At 58.4% G+C, this 15299-nt stretch carries 13 protein-coding genes; 11 read left to right on the top strand and 2 right to left on the bottom strand.

Going from position 1 to position 15299, the window contains the following annotated elements:
* Nucleotides 1-789 precede the first annotated feature (789 nt).
* A complete protein-coding gene (locus I6F36_RS32175; RefSeq protein WP_225145072.1) occupies nt 790-1077 on the top strand; it encodes a hypothetical protein in 288 nt (95 codons plus the stop codon).
* A gap of 244 nt (nt 1078-1321) precedes the next feature.
* Here I6F36_RS32175 and I6F36_RS32180 read toward each other — a convergent pair whose 3' ends face one another.
* Nucleotides 1322-1465: a hypothetical protein gene (locus I6F36_RS32180; RefSeq protein ID WP_225145073.1), complete on the bottom strand. Its 144-nt coding sequence runs from the start codon at nt 1463-1465 to the stop codon at nt 1322-1324.
* A gap of 1035 nt (nt 1466-2500) precedes the next feature.
* Between I6F36_RS32180 and I6F36_RS32185 the strand changes: the two genes are divergently transcribed.
* The 5 genes from I6F36_RS32185 (at nt 2501) to I6F36_RS32205 (ending at nt 8027) form a co-directional block, all read left to right on the top strand.
* Nucleotides 2501-3970 (top strand): acetyl/propionyl/methylcrotonyl-CoA carboxylase subunit alpha, encoded by a 1470-nt coding sequence (locus I6F36_RS32185; protein ID WP_225145074.1) that lies wholly within the window; start codon nt 2501-2503, stop codon nt 3968-3970.
* 1 nt (nt 3971) lies between these two features.
* The gene (locus I6F36_RS39920; protein WP_225142053.1) at nt 3972-4475 is read left to right on the top strand and encodes a biotin/lipoyl-containing protein; all 504 of its coding nucleotides are present in this window, start codon (nt 3972-3974) and stop codon (nt 4473-4475) included.
* A gap of 1 nt (nt 4476) precedes the next feature.
* Nucleotides 4477-6084, top strand: a complete 1608-nt coding sequence (locus I6F36_RS32195; RefSeq protein WP_225145075.1) for an acyl-CoA carboxylase subunit beta — start codon at nt 4477-4479, stop codon at nt 6082-6084.
* A 490-nt stretch (nt 6085-6574) separates the two neighbouring features.
* Nucleotides 6575-7585 (top strand): anthranilate phosphoribosyltransferase, encoded by a 1011-nt coding sequence (gene trpD, locus I6F36_RS32200; RefSeq protein WP_225145076.1) that lies wholly within the window; start codon nt 6575-6577, stop codon nt 7583-7585.
* Between the two features lie 256 nt (nt 7586-7841).
* Nucleotides 7842-8027, top strand: a complete 186-nt coding sequence (locus I6F36_RS32205) for a hypothetical protein (protein WP_225145077.1) — start codon at nt 7842-7844, stop codon at nt 8025-8027.
* Between the two features lie 279 nt (nt 8028-8306).
* Here the strand turns inward: I6F36_RS32205 and I6F36_RS32210 are convergent, their stop codons facing one another.
* Complete coding sequence (locus I6F36_RS32210) at nt 8307-8597, bottom strand: hypothetical protein (RefSeq protein WP_225145118.1); 291 nt, start codon at nt 8595-8597, stop codon at nt 8307-8309.
* On the opposite strand from I6F36_RS32210, the gene I6F36_RS32215 reads away from it, so the two are divergent.
* The 5 genes from I6F36_RS32215 to I6F36_RS32235 all read left to right on the top strand — a co-directional run bounded on the left by I6F36_RS32215 (nt 8572) and on the right by I6F36_RS32235 (nt 14984).
* Nucleotides 8572-8817 carry a flavin reductase gene (locus tag I6F36_RS32215; protein ID WP_346656691.1) on the top strand — a complete coding sequence of 82 codons (246 nt, stop codon included), beginning with the start codon at nt 8572-8574 and terminating at the stop codon, nt 8815-8817. The two genes, I6F36_RS32210 and I6F36_RS32215, sit on opposite strands and share 26 nt — an antisense overlap.
* A 663-nt stretch (nt 8818-9480) precedes the next feature.
* Complete coding sequence (locus I6F36_RS32220; RefSeq protein ID WP_225130984.1) at nt 9481-10605, top strand: M20 family metallopeptidase; 1125 nt, start codon at nt 9481-9483, stop codon at nt 10603-10605.
* Nucleotides 10606-11559: 954 nt separating this feature from the next.
* Nucleotides 11560-11820 (top strand): hypothetical protein, encoded by a 261-nt coding sequence (locus I6F36_RS32225; protein WP_225142049.1) that lies wholly within the window; start codon nt 11560-11562, stop codon nt 11818-11820.
* 151 nt (nt 11821-11971) lie between these two features.
* Complete coding sequence (locus I6F36_RS32230) at nt 11972-13504, top strand: class I adenylate-forming enzyme family protein (protein ID WP_225145111.1); 1533 nt, start codon at nt 11972-11974, stop codon at nt 13502-13504.
* Nucleotides 13505-13667: 163 nt separating this feature from the next.
* Nucleotides 13668-14984 (top strand): peptide ligase PGM1-related protein, encoded by a 1317-nt coding sequence (locus I6F36_RS32235; RefSeq protein ID WP_225145078.1) that lies wholly within the window; start codon nt 13668-13670, stop codon nt 14982-14984.
* The last annotated feature ends 315 nt before the right edge of the window (nt 14985-15299 follow it).

Below are 15299 nucleotides of genomic sequence, written 5' to 3' on the forward strand. Positions count from 1 at the left end.
GGCATTTTTCCGTGGACCAGCGCGACGTCTGATGAAATGACGCATTGGCGCGCACCAAAGCAACAACCGATCAAGCATTACGGCGCCGATTGTCGCTTTCGGCAGGTGCAAAGGAGGTGGAACCTTTGGCTCCTGGCTGCACTCCTCATAAATGCGCTGCTTTGGGCCGGTATCTACTGGATCATCGCAGCGCTCTTCTGAAATAATCTCGCGGATGCCAAGGCGCGCGGAGCTTACCGACGCCTCTCGCATGCCGCGGCCGCACCGTATGCGCACCATCAATCGGACGTGGAGACCTCTTCACAGACTTGGTTCCAGTGACACACTTCGCGCGACTACCTGGAAATCCGCCCCTCCGACGAGCGCAAAGTAAATATTGACCGATGCCGCAGAAATCTCGAATTGGCGAAACTGATATGCCATTGCAGCCGCGACGAAGTGCCAAACACTGACCTGTAACAGCTCAACATGTCCCCGCGCGGATGTCATCCGGGCTTCCGCTTTAACTGCGACGCATTGACTCAAATTGAGGTCTGGATCCCGCATTTTTCGTCATATGAGAATTAGCTTTCGAGAAGCTGACTAAACAAGTAGACTTGAAGGAGCGTTGGGCAGGCGGCCTGCTCCGCCTTCACCTACGTGTCGCGATCAGGAGCGCGCCACAGGACCGTCAGGATGCCTTGGCCCACGGTGCCCCTCAACGTCCCTTCCAGGCACTAACTTGCAGCTGAGCGACATTTTGCGCGGGCCATTAGGTCGGGTAGCGATCAACGGGCTGGGGGCCTTTTGATGATCCGCAGCGACGCTTTACAGCTCTTCCTCAGGCCACGTATCGTCCTCGTTTTTGTGCATCCGCCACACGTGGGCACGCCGAGCCAGCTTGTCGTATTCCACGGCAATTTTAAGCAGCCTGTCTTTGGCTTTTCCGTCAGCGAGCGCTTCCGCTTTCTTTCGCGTTGCTTCCGCACGGCCTCGCCAGTGGTCGGGCTGGTAGAGTTTACTTTTCGGATTCATGCCGAGAGCATGCAATTGGCAGATCAAAGAAATGCGACACCGGCGCTCCGTATAATCACGTAACAGCGACGCTCGTGGCCGCGGTTGCCGAAGCGGGCAGTCGCCATGCACAGCTGCTATTCTGAAACACAAAAGTGCGCCTTGCAGCCGAGGCTCGTACGAAGAATGCACAGCCCCGACATCCTCAGACGATGGGATGCACAAGGGGCTTGAATCGGACCTAGCGTTAGATTGTACGATCCTGGACAAGTGGGAACCACGTCCGACAATCCAGCGGTCCGGACACGTCATGAGAATTGCGAATGTTTCAAACACCTAAACTCACCTGGCGCGACTCGATCAGAACGATAAGATCTTCCAGGCGCATCCTTGTCCGCGCTTCGTCGGAGCTGTTCCTGTCGCGGCTGGACGAAATCGCACGTTTCGAGATCTGCACGGCAGGCGCTTCCATCACCGTAGCCTCACCGGAACGGACGCAAGACGGAGGCTCCGCCCCAGATACCCCACCCAACGAACACAGGCGCGACTACACCAAACACAGTCTCGGCCCGCGCCATCATGGGTCGCTCTGAACGATCGAATGCATCATCAACCGTGGCTTGAGCGCACCTGGCTTTTGCCTGATCTCTCTGCCTCGCGATAGCTGGCCCGGGCCCTTCAACCCGTGGCCGGCTACGGCGTCATTAGTCGCCTGGCGGATAGGCTCAGCCAGAGTACCTAAGCACATATCACGCCCAAGCAATGCCTCGCGACATCCAAGCATGCACAACCGCACAATCACCGAAAGCTCCGAAATGATCACTTGTTTGGCCAGCTCACCCGCCAGTGCTTCCCCTCTTCGCGGAGCTCCACCACTAGGGCAGGTGTCGTTTCGTCGTGCCGGACAGATGACCAGCACCGTACAGTCAGACCGCAAAAGAGAAAGGACGAGCTTGCCGGCACCGCACTTAAGCAGTTCCGGCTTGTTTCGCGGTTGACAGGTCATGTTGGCGCTTCGCGCAGGAAGAACAATACCGCAGCCCGACCGACCTAAAGGGATATCATGACTCAAAATCAACGAACTCAGCTGCCTTCGCGCCTCACACTCTACTACTGCGCCGTCGCTCTTGCCGTCGCAATGACAGCTCTAATACCCAGGCTGGTCAACGCGCGCGATCAAGCGCCGACCGCAGAGGAGAAAGAGGCTTGCATGGAGGACGTGTTCCGCCTTTGTAGCAGCCACATACCAGATCGCACCGCTATCACTGCCTGCCTCAGATCCAAGCAAGCGAGCCTCAGTCAGCAATGTCGCTACGTGATCTCCGTGCGCGACACTGGCAAAAAAAGCAGCGACTCGAAGTGAAGATGTGCTGCCTGTTCGTTTGCCTCATCCACAGAAGTGGTCCAAGCCTGACCTGCAGGACGGTCACCCGAGGTCAGATGACGAGCATGGCTCGCCTACAATTGACCGACGCTCTGGTTCAATCGCGCTTGTCCGGATAGGCGAATGCATAAATTACCCTTCGATACCGTTCTGATCGCCAATAGGGGTGAGATAGCCGCACGTATCATCAAAACCTTGAACAAGCTTGGGCTTCGGTCTGCAATTGCCTACCATGAGGTTGACGCGGGAACCCCGGCCGTCTCAATGGCCGGCCTGGCTATTCCGATCAGCGGCCGCACGCCGATCGCAAGCTATCTGGACATCGAGCAGATCATCGCGGCCGCGCGCAAGGCGAACGCCGGCGCGATACATCCGGGTTATGGAATGCTTTCCGAGAATGCGGAATTCGCCAGTAGAGTGACAAAGGCCGGTATTGTATTCATCGGACCCGCTCCAGAAGCGATCGAGCTAATGGGCGATAAGATCCGCGCCCGTAAGTTCGTTCAAGGCAACGGCTTTCCAGTCGCACCCTGCGCCATCGAGGAAGATGATCCGGCCACATTCGTTTCGAGAGCGCGGGCTATTGGAGTTCCTTTGCTCGTGAAGCCATCATCTGGCGGTGGCGGCAAGGGAATGCGGATTGTACGCGACCTCGCTACGTTGGAGGCAGCCATTGAGCAGGCGAGCAGTGAAGCGCGTCGCTACTTTGGAGATGGCCGACTTTATGTTGAACGATATCTCGAAAGACCGAGACACATTGAAGTACAGGTGCTCGGTGACGCCTTCGGTAACCTGGTCCATCTCTTCGAGCGCGAATGCTCGGTGCAGCGCCGTTTCCAGAAGATCATCGAGGAAACGCCCTCGCCAGCGCTATCACCAGAATTGCGGACCCGGATTTGCGAAACCGCCGTCGGCATCGCCCGTGCAGCGAACTATCAGAATGCAGGAACGGTCGAGTTCATTTTCAGCGGCGGAGAGTTCTACTTTCTAGAAATGAATACACGCCTTCAGGTCGAACATCCGGTGACCGAGATGATCACCGGCGTCGATCTGATCGCCGAACAAGTCTATGCGGCAGCGGGCCGAAAACTTGCACTTTCGCAGTCCGACATTCTTTCAAATGGGCATGCAATCGAGCTCAGGCTTTGCGCCGAGGCTCCCGAACGCGGATACGTCCCGACCACCGGCAAAGTACTTCTTCTCGAGTATCCGGATGGCGCACGAATCGACAGCGGCATCATGCAAGGCCAGCACATCACGGCGGCATTCGATCCCATGCTCGCCAAGATCATTGTGCATTCACCGAGCCGCATAGAGGCTGCTCTGAAAGCCTACCGCGCCGTTCGCGAACTGGTTCTACTTGGGTGCGAGACCAACGCGAGCTTGCTCGCCCGGATTCTTTGCGACGAGGCATTTCTTGGCGGTCAGTTCCATACGGGATACCTAGAAGAAAATCCACATCTCGCAGCCGACAACTTTGCTGCCGAAATGTCTGCGTTCCTGGCATCTGCGGCTCTCCTGACAAGACCGGTCCGCGAGTCGGCCGATGCCGTGCCCGAGTTTCACGCAGCGCTCGGTAGTTGGAGAAATTGACGTGTATCACTCATTCGAGGTCGACGGCGTATATCATGAATTGTGGCTTTCACCCAACCAGCAAGACTACAGGCTCCATCTTCGAGACCAGGTGATTACCCCTGTCGCGTTCAGCCATTGCAATGACAGTAGCGGCATCTTGACCATTGCGGGCCAGAGCGAACCGGTCAGGTTCGCCATCGAGGGGGAGCTAATTCACCTCCACATCCGCGGCAGGACGCGCATTTTGCGCTACAACGACCCGTTGCGAGCGTGCGCATCCGGCAATAACGAGACTCACGCTTTGGAGGCCCGGGCGCCGATGCCCGGCTTTGTTGTTGCGATCACAGTTTCGTCCGGTCAATCGGTCTCGGCGGGAATGGCACTGATGACGATTGAAAGCATGAAGCTGGAAACGATCATACGCTCACCACAGGATGGCATCGTCCATCGAATTCACGTCAAGGAAGGTGAGAGCTTCGAGCACGACGCTGTGCTGGTCACGCTCTCTAAAGAAGGGCGCTGAAATGCAGCGGATCGGTTCCGTGGCGAACGTGAACTCGCAGGAATTTCGTCGCAACGACCTGCACAACAGACAACTTGCCGCCGAATTGAAAGAGCGCCAACGCGTTGCCCGCTTCCACAGGCCTGAGCGGGACTTCGAGCGGCTGCGTCGGCAGAATAAACTTTTTGTTCGTGAGCGGCTCGCGGCCTTGCTCGATCCGGAAACTCCGTTCCTAGAGCTTTCGACGCTGGCCGCTAACAAGGCATACGACGGCGAGGTGCCCGGCGCCGCCCAGGTTGTCGGCATCGGCATTGTGGCGGGGCGAGAGGTTATTGTTCATGCCGACGATGCCAGCGTGAAGAGCGGCGCATGGTATCCACTCTCGGTCAAGAAGATCGTGCGGACACTGGATATAGCCATCGAAAACCGTCTGCCGGTGGTTCACCTGTGCGACTGCGCCGGCGGATTTCTGCCTTTGCAGGCGGAATTCTTTGCTGATCGCTACCATGCCGGTCGAATTCTCCGCAATCAATCCGTTCTCTCGAAGATGGGGGTGCCGCAGGTCGCCATCGTCATGGGCCACTGCACCGCGGCAGGGGCCTACGTCCCTGCGCTTAGTGAATACAACATTATCGTCGAAGGCACTGGAGCGATTTTTCTCGGCGGCCCTCCGGTCGTGAAGGCTGCCACCGGCGAACAAGTGTCCGCCGACGAACTTGGCGGCGCTCTCATGCATACCAGCGTGTCGGGCACCTGTGATTACTTTGCAAGCTCCGAAATCCATGCGATTGCGATTGCCCGCGACGTCGTTGCTCGCTTCCACCAACCGGCGAAGACCTCGATCGATCGAGTGGCCCCCGAGCCGCCCGCCTATAGTGCGTCCGAACTCTACGGTATCATTCCAAAGGACGCGCGAGCGCAGTTCGACATGCGAGAGATCATCGCTCGTCTGGTCGATGGCAGCCGATTTCAAGAATACCAGCCGCGGTATGCGACATCACTCGTGTGCGGCTTTGCGCGGCTTTATGGATATCAAATCGGGATCATTGCCAATAATGGCGTGCTGTTCGGCGACAGCGCGCTAAAGGGGGCTCATTTCATTCAACTGTGCGACAAGAACAGGACGCCCCTGCTCTTCCTGCAGAACGTAACTGGCTTTATGGTTGGCCGCGAATATGAACGGCGTGGGATCACCAAGGACGGCGCCAAGCTGATCATGGCGGTGTCCGGAGCGTCCGTGCCGAAGTTTACGATCGTTTGCAATAGCTCGCACGGCGCAGGAACTTACGCTATGTCGGGACGCGCGTTTGATCCTCGATTCGTGTTCAGCTGGCCGAATTCTCAGATATCTGCGATGGGCGCCGAGCAGGCCGCCGGAGTTCTCACACACGTCAAGGCGAGACAATTGGCTCGCGCCGGAGGGCGCCTCTCGGAGCAGGAATTGGCAGCCATTCGAGCACCAATTCTTGAAGAATATCGCGAGCGGTCAAGTGCCTATTATGCGACCTCGGAAATCTGGGACGACGGCATTCTTGATCCTGTCGATACCAGAACTGCCCTCGCAATCGCATTGAGCGCTTCGCTCAATGCGCCGATCGATGCGCCGCAATGCGGCGTATTCCGACTGTAAGGCAGGACCGAACACGGCTGGCTCACCGCTTCATGCGCGCGGATCAACGGGACGCGTCGATCGCTCTATGAAGGCTGTCCTGCGCACCTTCATTTACAATCAGGTGGCGTTATTTTGTAGAGCCCAGCTGAGATCGGGCTCCATCTCCCCAGCACCAATACTCGCGAAGCAGGTCGAGGAAGCCGCTTCAATGCTCCACGACGGCGGCGCCCGACGCTAAAAGGCTTTGGCGGTGATCCGGTCGGAACACCGCGGTAAAGAGGCCGCTGCGGGCGTGGCAAGCGGGCGCGAGAGAGTGCCATCGGTCCTGGCATCAAGAAACTACAGTGTTCTACTGGCCGACGACCTCCTCTCGACGGCACGAAATGGAGAGCTTGACCCTCACGTAGCGTCAGGTTGTAGCCTCGCCGAGGGCGCCCACACTCAACCGACTGCCGCCTCAAACGTCGCGGAAGAGATCGAGGTTTGAACAAGGAACGTGTAAAGTTCGATGGAAGAGCTTAGATCAATCATTGGCAAAGTTGCCAGCGGCGCCACTCTGACGCGCGAGGAAACTGCGTCAGCCTTCGACAGCGTGATGTCGGGTTACGCGACTCCCTCGCAAATCGGTGGCTTGTTGATGGGGATGCGGGTCCGGGGCGAGACGGTCGAAGAAGTCACCGGGGCCGCCTCCGCGATGCGGAATAGAATGCTGCGCGTGGAGGCGGCATGCGACCCCGTCGGTATCGCTGGCACGAACGACACCCCTATATATTCGGTCAACGTGTCGACGTGTGCTTCCTTCATCGTCGCCGGGGTCGGCATTCCTGTCGCCAGGCATGCCAACCGCGCTGCGTCTTCGGGTTCAAGCGTCGCAGACGTGTTGGCGCGCCTCGGCGTGAAGGTCGATCTCAAGCCTGAAGCTATTGCACGTTGTGTACAGGAAGCCAACATCGGCTTCATGTTTGCCTCGGCCCATTATCCGGCGATGCAGCGCGTCGGCCAGATCCGGACAGCACTTGGAATCCACACGATCTTCAATCTAATCGAGCCTCTGTCCAATCCGGCCAGGGTCAAGCGGCAGATCGTTGGGGTATTATCTCCCGAATGGGTCCAGCCTCTGGCGTACGTCTTGAAGAACCTCGGTGCCGAGTCGGTATGGGTTGTTCATGGCTCGGACGGGCTCGACGAAATAACCCTTACCGGTCCAACCTTTGTTGCTGCGCTTGAGGCGGGTATAGTCCGCACCTTCGAAGTGACGCCGGAAGAAGCCGGGCTCCCCCGCTGCCGCGACGCGCTGGAGAGCGGCGATGCAGAGGCTAATGCCGTTGCGCTGCAAAATGTGCTTGATGGCGTACCAGGTCGATTTCGCGACGCTGCGCTTTTGAACGCGGCGGCGGCATTGGTCGTGGCCGGGCGGGCCTCGACCCTGCGGGAAGGCGTAGCACTTGGACAAGTATCACTTGATGGCGGCGCCGCAGCCGCTCGACTGAAGCGCCTGATCGCGGTTTCGAACGCGTGACAGCCGAGCTGGCCGATGTTCCAGTATTCCGACCAAGACTGTTGCTCACGAGCGCGAAAGTATTGCAGGCGCGAATGCGCGTCACTTCTGCGGGATTTCAAGGAGCGTGCGCCGCCTGCGCTCGCCCTCATCAAAGCAAGTCGCGCTGAGCACGCGGCCCGAGCGCCAACTTTTTTTCGACGAGAGTCTGTTGCAGCCAGAGTTGCCGAGGTGAGGACCCACGAGGAAGCGCGCCGCGCGCCAAAGGAGAAAATCGATGATGTCCTGGCTGAAGGTTGAAGCACAAGGATCTATTGCAGTGTTAGAACACATCATTCGGAAGTTCCGAGAATTGATCGATACAGATGGCTCGATCCCGCCGCAGTTGCGGGGAGCGCTGCACGCGACGCTGGATAAGCATCTTCTCGAGGCAAAAAAACGTATTCTCCTAAAGGCGCTTTAGGTACGCCGATGCCGTCTACATGCGGAGAAACTCTGGTAGGCGCGCCGGTACCGAAATCGGCATCATCCCCTCCGCGCGGCGGCCCAGCGAGGTTCCAGCCCAGCTGGTCGGATCGCGACCACAACTCTGTGTGCGCTGGCGCGTCGGCGGCCGCTCAGCGCGGTTCTGCTTGAGAAGGGTCCTATTGAAACTCCTGGCGGCGGCAATTCTCAGTTCTGCCGCTGCAATCGCCGATCCCGGTAACAAGGTGAGATACTGCACGTCCGTCTGGTCATGACTTCAGCTAATCCAGAGGACATCGAAGTCATAGCCGAGCTCGACCTGAGCTTGCTCGTCACGTAATTCCGACACCGGATACCTTATTAGGGGCCGCCCAATACGGATAAAAGTCGGAATCGGGTACAAGTCCGGAGGCAGATCATGAGCCACCAGTTTGAAATGCCGTCTATCCGACCGACAGAGTTCCGTCAGACCATGCGCAATCTGGCCAGCGGGTGTCGCCATCGTGACGAGCGGAACGGCAGCCGGACGACGTGGACTGGCGGTGAGTTCTTTGACGTCCATCTGCATGGAGCCGCCGTGCCTGGTCGTTGGCATCAATGCCCGCTGCGAGGCACATGATCAGATCCTCGCCAGCGGCAGCTTTGGAGTCAGTCTTCTCCGCAGTGACCAGGAAGACCTTGCCCTGCATTTTGGCGGTCGGGAGGGGCCCAAGGGTGTTCAACGCTTCGATACAGCGCCCACCGCTATTGCCGAACGCATTTTGCGCGCTCGAATGCGTTTTGTATGACCACAAGGTGCTTGGCACACATACCATCTTTATCGGATGAATTTATCGCGACCCGACAAGGCCGTGGCAATCCATTGATCAACTTCCGGGGCGCGGAACCCTACTGCTTGACTGAGCGCGGGTTGCGCAGATGCCGTCGGGAGAGCAGAACGATGGATGGCATCGATCCCTGGCCGCTTCCAGCGACAGTCGTCGAACAATCGACCGGGCTGCAACTCTTTCACAGATTAGAGCTCGTATTGAGAGGTCCGTCCCCTCAGCTCCGGCGATTTCGGCGCTTCGCCGCTCGTACGATGCTGCCGCTGGCCGGCGACCTTCCGCGTTGAGAGGCGTGGGGGTCACCTGGTCAGGACAATGCGATTTGCGCGGATCTCGCAGGAAGGTCCTGATCAGAATAATTACAGCTCACCAGAACGACCAACTCCAGAAGGGCCTTCTTCTTAGGGCCGCATAATCCCGTCGAAAACTACCAGCTTTGGTAGCTCAAGTTAAGATCGACAGGCGCGTACATCGTTGCCGCAGCAAGATCGGATCCAGAGGCACGCCTGGGTCACAATGGCTGGCGACCCTTTAGATGTTCGGCCTCGATTCTGATGTGAGTACATGGTTGATGTCATGATCTTGCAGAACGATAACAATCGAATTCAAAGGCGTCAGACAACTATGTCCAGCAACGCGTTCGAAATCGCCCCGATTCTCGAGGGCATTCGCCGCTGGGTCATGATCGAATCTCCGACGGAGCGGCCGGATCAGATCAACAAACTGGCTGATGTCGTCGCAGCAGGCTATCGCGACCTGCCCGCCAGCGTCGAGCGCGTTGCGGGGCATGACGGCTGCGGCGATCATTTGGTTATCCGCTCTTCTTGGGGGCAGGGCGTACCGGGCCTTCTAATCTTGAGCCATCTCGACACCGTCCATCCGATGGGATCCATCGAACGGCTACCCTTCAAGATCGACGGCGACAGTGCGTTCGGCCCTGGCATCTACGACATGAAGGGCGGCGCCTACCTCGCCTATCACGCATTCCGGCAGATCTGCGCCGATGACGCACGCCCGCCGCTCGGCATCACCCAGCTCTACGTCTCGGACGAAGAGATTGGCAGCCCAACCTCGCGCGCGCTGATCGAGGCCGAGGGCCGCAAGGCCAAATACGTGCTCGTGACCGAGCCGGCGCGCGACGGCGGCAAGGTCATCACCGGGCGCAAGGGCGTTGCGCGCTTCGAGGTATTCATAAAGGGTGCGGCCGCGCATGCCGGCACGCGCCCCGAGGACGGCCGCAGCGCGATTCGGGAACTCGGCCATGTGATCCAGACGCTGGAGGCGATGAACGATCTCACGCGCGGTATCACCGTCAATGTCGGCGTCGTCCGCGGCGGCACCAGGCCAAACGTGATCGCGGAACTGGCCTACGCGCAAGTCGACATGCGCGTCCCGACCATGGCCCATGCCGACGAGCTGGTGCCGAAGATTCTGGGCATCAGCTCGCGCACCGAGGGCGTCAAGGTGAAGGTATCAGGCGAATTGAACCGTCCGCCATATGAGAAGACCAGCGCCGGCGCCGCGCTTTACGCACACGCCAAACAGCTTGCTGCCGAGCTTGGATTCGAGCTGCTCGACGCGTTCAGCGGCGGCGGCTCCGATAGCAATTTCACCGCGCCGCATACCGCGACCCTTGACGGCCTTGGCGTCGATGGCAAGGGCGCGCATACGCATTATGAGCAACTCTACATCTCGTCGATTGAACCTCGCGCGCGGCTGCTGTACCGCCTCTATCAGACACTGCGATAATCGCGAAGTCAGTGACCACGAGGTACGTTGGATGACGCCCGCCGGCACATTCGCGGGATCGTTTCTCCAACGCCGCAAGGGCTATAGGCTGGTGCCCCTATCAGGCCGACCTCATCGAAAACTATCGGTCGGCCGCATTTGGCATCGCACGGTCGGCGCCAGATAGACGTGACTGAGCTATTCAATGACGGCGCAGCGGACTTCACGCGCGCAATCGGCTGCAAGGGCAGCGAGCGCCTGGTCGAAGGGCAAGCGTTTCCGGCAATGGGCTCATCGGCAGGCGACCCTGATCTCGACGGGAGACGAACTTTCTTGGCTCACATCGCAGCGCTGAATGCTTGCGACAGCACACCGGCCGGCGGCCCTTTTCCGGCAGCCTGAGAGCTTGGCCATGTTGTCACAGGCTCCCAAAAAGGGCTTGAATCTCACGTAACGTTAAGTTGTACGGTCTTGAGGTTAGCACCTATCTCGGTCTGTCGCCGGGATTGTGAAGGATTGAGAATGTCTCAGCTGGTCAGATCCAAGCCCCCATGGTCGGTCGTGATCCTCATCCCCGATGCTGGGTCGGTCGGAAGGGCTATGCAGCGAGTGCCGGTTGCGGAGCTACTGCTCGCACGTAGCTTTGAATGGTTCGGCATTCCGGAACCGAGACTATGTGACTGTGCTGGGCCGGGCCACGAGACAGGCGTTGAGGTCAGGATTGATGGACGTAGACCTCCATCCGAAGCCCCTGCGGAGGGTCGCTGCTTCCTGAATCTGAACCAAACCCCTCCTCTGGCGCGACACCGCGCCAAAATCAGTTGGCCGAACCGGCTTTCCGCTCTGTTCAAACTGCTTTCCCATGGCTGGCAAGGCAGACGGCGGGCCTGCGCAGGTTTTCAAAGAGCCTGAGCTGCAAGTGCCGCTCCGCGCAACCACCCGGCATCGCAGATATTTGCATTCTGGAGCAGCAAGTTGAAAGCGCCCGACGACGTCAAGAAGGTCCTGTTAATCGACCATATTGAAGGCCAATGCCGTTGCATCATCGGCTTCAAAGATGGAGATGCCAGAGCGGCCTATATGTGCGGCGAGCCTGTATATCAAAGACGCGGCAAGAAACTATCTTCGTGGTGTGCCTATCACTACCGACAGATGCACACGACCGCCGCCGAGCAGAGAGTGAGTGATCAATCGCCCGAGATCCCTCAAGCAATATCCATTGTTCGCAACCCATGACATCCATCAAGAAGGCCTAGGCCGTGTGATCATAGCCTGTACAAAGGCAAACCGAAGCATGTGATCGGAGCCTCGCCAAGCAATTCCGGGTTGCGGCTGAAGCGCATCGGGACAAACGTAATTTGCGAGCCTGAGGCGCATGGATAACAAGTTGGATCTCTGCACACTGATCGAGCGAAACGCTGCGTATACTCCCGGCAAAACCGCGATCCATTTCGAAGGGCAGAGTCTCAGCTACGCCAGCCTCAATCGACGGATCGAGCGGATCGCTCGCGCCTTCAAGAGCCAGCTCGGCGTCCAAAGGGGAGACCGGATCGCGATCCTCAGCCTCAACAGGCCTGATTATCTGGCGCTGCTCTATGCGTGCGCGAGGCTCGGCGCAATCCTCGTACCATTGAATTGGCGTCTTGCGGCCGCCGAGCACGCTTTCATTTTGTCGGACTCCGGGGCAAAAGTGCTCGTTCTTGAGCAGTGCTTCGGCGCAGCTTTGCCTGTCCTGACGAAGCAAGTGCGCCATGCCTCTCTTGTCGGGTTGGACTTTACGCCTCTCGGCGGCTGCAAGTTGGACGATCTCCTGGAGGGAGACTGTGGCGACGGACGCAATCCTCGCGCGGAGCCGTCTTGCCCGCTTCTGATCGTCTATACTTCGGGCACCACAGGGCGACCGAAAGGCGCCGTGCTGCGTCAGGAAGCATTGCTGTGGAACGGCATCATGAGTCAGCACATGCATGACCTCACCTCGGCCGATCACACGCTGGCTGTTTTGCCGTTCTTCCACGTTGGTGGCTTGAACATCCAGACGACGCCGACTTTGCATCACGGCGCGACGGTGAGTATCCACACCCGCTTTGGGGCGGAGACCATGCTTGATGCGTTCGAGCGTGACCGGCCGAGCCTGGCAGCCCTCGTGCCAGCCATGATGCAAGCCCTGGCCAGCAATGGTCGATGGGAAAGCACCGACCTATCCTCGCTCAGAGCAATCTGTACCGGATCGACGATGGTGCCTCAGCACCTTGTCGAGCGCTTTGTAGCGCGCGGCGTTCCAGTCCTGCAGGTTTACGGTTCAACGGAGACCTGCCCGATCGCTGTGTATACGAAGCTCGGCGGAAATCTCGTGCCTGAGGGCTCAAGCGGCTTGGCAGGTCTCTGCTGCGAAGCGGCGATCCTCGATGATTCGGGCCGCAAGTTGCCGCCCGGTAACCCAGGCGAAATCGCAGTCCGTGGACCCAACGTTTTCTGCGGATATTGGGGCAATCAACAGGCAACGCGTGAGGCTCTGAGCAATGGTTGGTATCGCACTGGGGACATTGGCCGCTGCGACGCAGATGGATATATTTGGGTCCACGACCGCAAGAAAAACCTGATCATTTCGGGCGGAGAGAATATCTATCCGGCAGAAGTAGAGCGTGTGCTTGCGGACCATCCGGATGTCGCGGAATGCGCCGTGGTCGGTCGACCCGATGCGCGCTGGGAAGAAGTACCGGTCGCTTATGTGATCAAGCGACCGGGCGCCCGGGTCGAGGCGGAAGCGCTGACGGCACATGTCCAGTCACAGCTCGCCCGTTTTAAGGTGCCGCGCGAAATCATTTTCACACAAGAACTACCGAAAACCGCGTTGGGCAAGATCCAGCATTTTTTGCTGAAGGATCGCCACGTGATCAGCCCGAAAGGAGCTATCAATTGAGATCGGCAGATTGGAGGCGCGCCCTACTCTCCCGCTACATCGCAGGTGATATCGAGACGGCGCGAAATCAACCTTCGCTCAGTGCCTCACCACGGCGCAGCAAGTTCAACATTGTGGCCTGACGATCCCTGTCTGATCGCGTCCAGATGCCCGGAGGTCGCGGATGCCGCGGATCTTGATCATGAATGCCGGTACGGCTCAAATGTCGGGCGCCGATCTGACACCAGCTCAACTTTCGCTGGCCGCCAACTCGGCATACCGTTCAGCGTGGTTTGCCCAGCACGGCGACCTAATAGTCTCCCCGGTAGTCATCCCGGCGGATCTGCTATCCTTCATTGGCGCGACGCTCGATTTCGACGCATCGAGTCTTTTTCTGCTTGTACCTGAAGGCGGCCGCCAATCGCCGGTCCTTGATGACTGCACATTGCTGTCCAAGACTGTCGTTGAGCGGATCAACCGACATATTCGTCAGAAATCAAACTGGCGATTGCGTCCCTGCTACTCTACTGAAGGCGTCGCACGCCTGGCGGCCATGCTGGGCATACCGCAGACCGGCGACGACTTCGCTCTGCAGCGAGGGCCTGATCTGTTGAACCGCAAGAGCCACTTCCGTCAATTGGCGACAAGCGTCGCACTTCCGCTGCCCAATGGATCTGTCACGACGGACTCAAACGAACTATTCAGAGCGGTCACTTCCCTCAGATCCGAGACTGGCAGAGTCATTGTAAAGCTGGACAATGGAGCCGGTGGGGTCGGAAATGTCATCCTGACCGGCAAAGAAAGCGATCCACTACCTGGGGCAAGAGATACCCGGCGAATTTCATGGCCGTCGTTTGATCCTGACGCGCTTTGGTCTGAGATGACAACAGCGTCGTGTAAGACGCTGGTCGTGGAGTCGTACCACCTGGCCCGGTCTTTGTTCTATCTCGAGTATGAAATCGAGGATGATGGTTCAATCGTTTTCATCAACAGTGGAAACATACGTCTGCGTAAAAGCACAGATCGATCCGAAAGAGCTCTGATCTGGACAGGACTTGAGCTTCCAAGTGACCTGATGAACGAGCAATGGTTGACCGCCCAGGCACACGCCTACCGATTTGTGGCACTTGCGCGAGACCTGGGATATCGCGGAATGATCAACATTGATGCCATTTTCGCGAATCACGGTCGGTTGCTGTTTAATGAAGCGAACGGCCGCTGGGGTGGCGGCTCGGTGTTACACAGTATTGCGGTCCGACTGCTGGGCTTCGACTATTCCGGTTGCAACGTTATTTTATCCGTGAGAAATGTTCGATCACGATCCCTCCAAACAGCGCATGATCGTTTCGGCAAGGAAGGATTTCTATTCGACCGCACACGCAAGGAGGGCGTGATCCCGCTTGCTGCCGACGAAGAGGCTGGCACGGTGGAGTGCCTTGTGATCGCGCGCGACAGGCCCGCGGCCCGCGATCTGCAGCACCGCCTACTGAGAATTGCTTGATTGAGATCCCATCGACCATATCTTGGACCGTTCAATTGATCCGAACTTGCTCCTGCTTTCGATCGCACCTTGAAACCCGCACCTGAGGACGTGACGTGAATGTCTGCTCCGTCTCGCTCTGGCTCTGTCAGCCCTAATCGCGGCTACCCTTAAGTCGCTCGTGAAGTGCGTGCCGATCGGCGGTAAGCCTCCGAGAAGAGACGCCTTGCAGCGGACTGGCCTGATAGTTGAGAACTGTACGTATGGACAGCCATATGATCAGTGCGCTGAATCGACTTGAGGTGGTGGAAACAGGCCGGCGGCGGCGCTGGTCTG

This window comes from Bradyrhizobium sp. BRP19 (assembly GCF_020194195.1).
GTDB classification, from domain to species: Bacteria; Pseudomonadota; Alphaproteobacteria; order Rhizobiales; family Xanthobacteraceae; genus Bradyrhizobium; species Bradyrhizobium yuanmingense.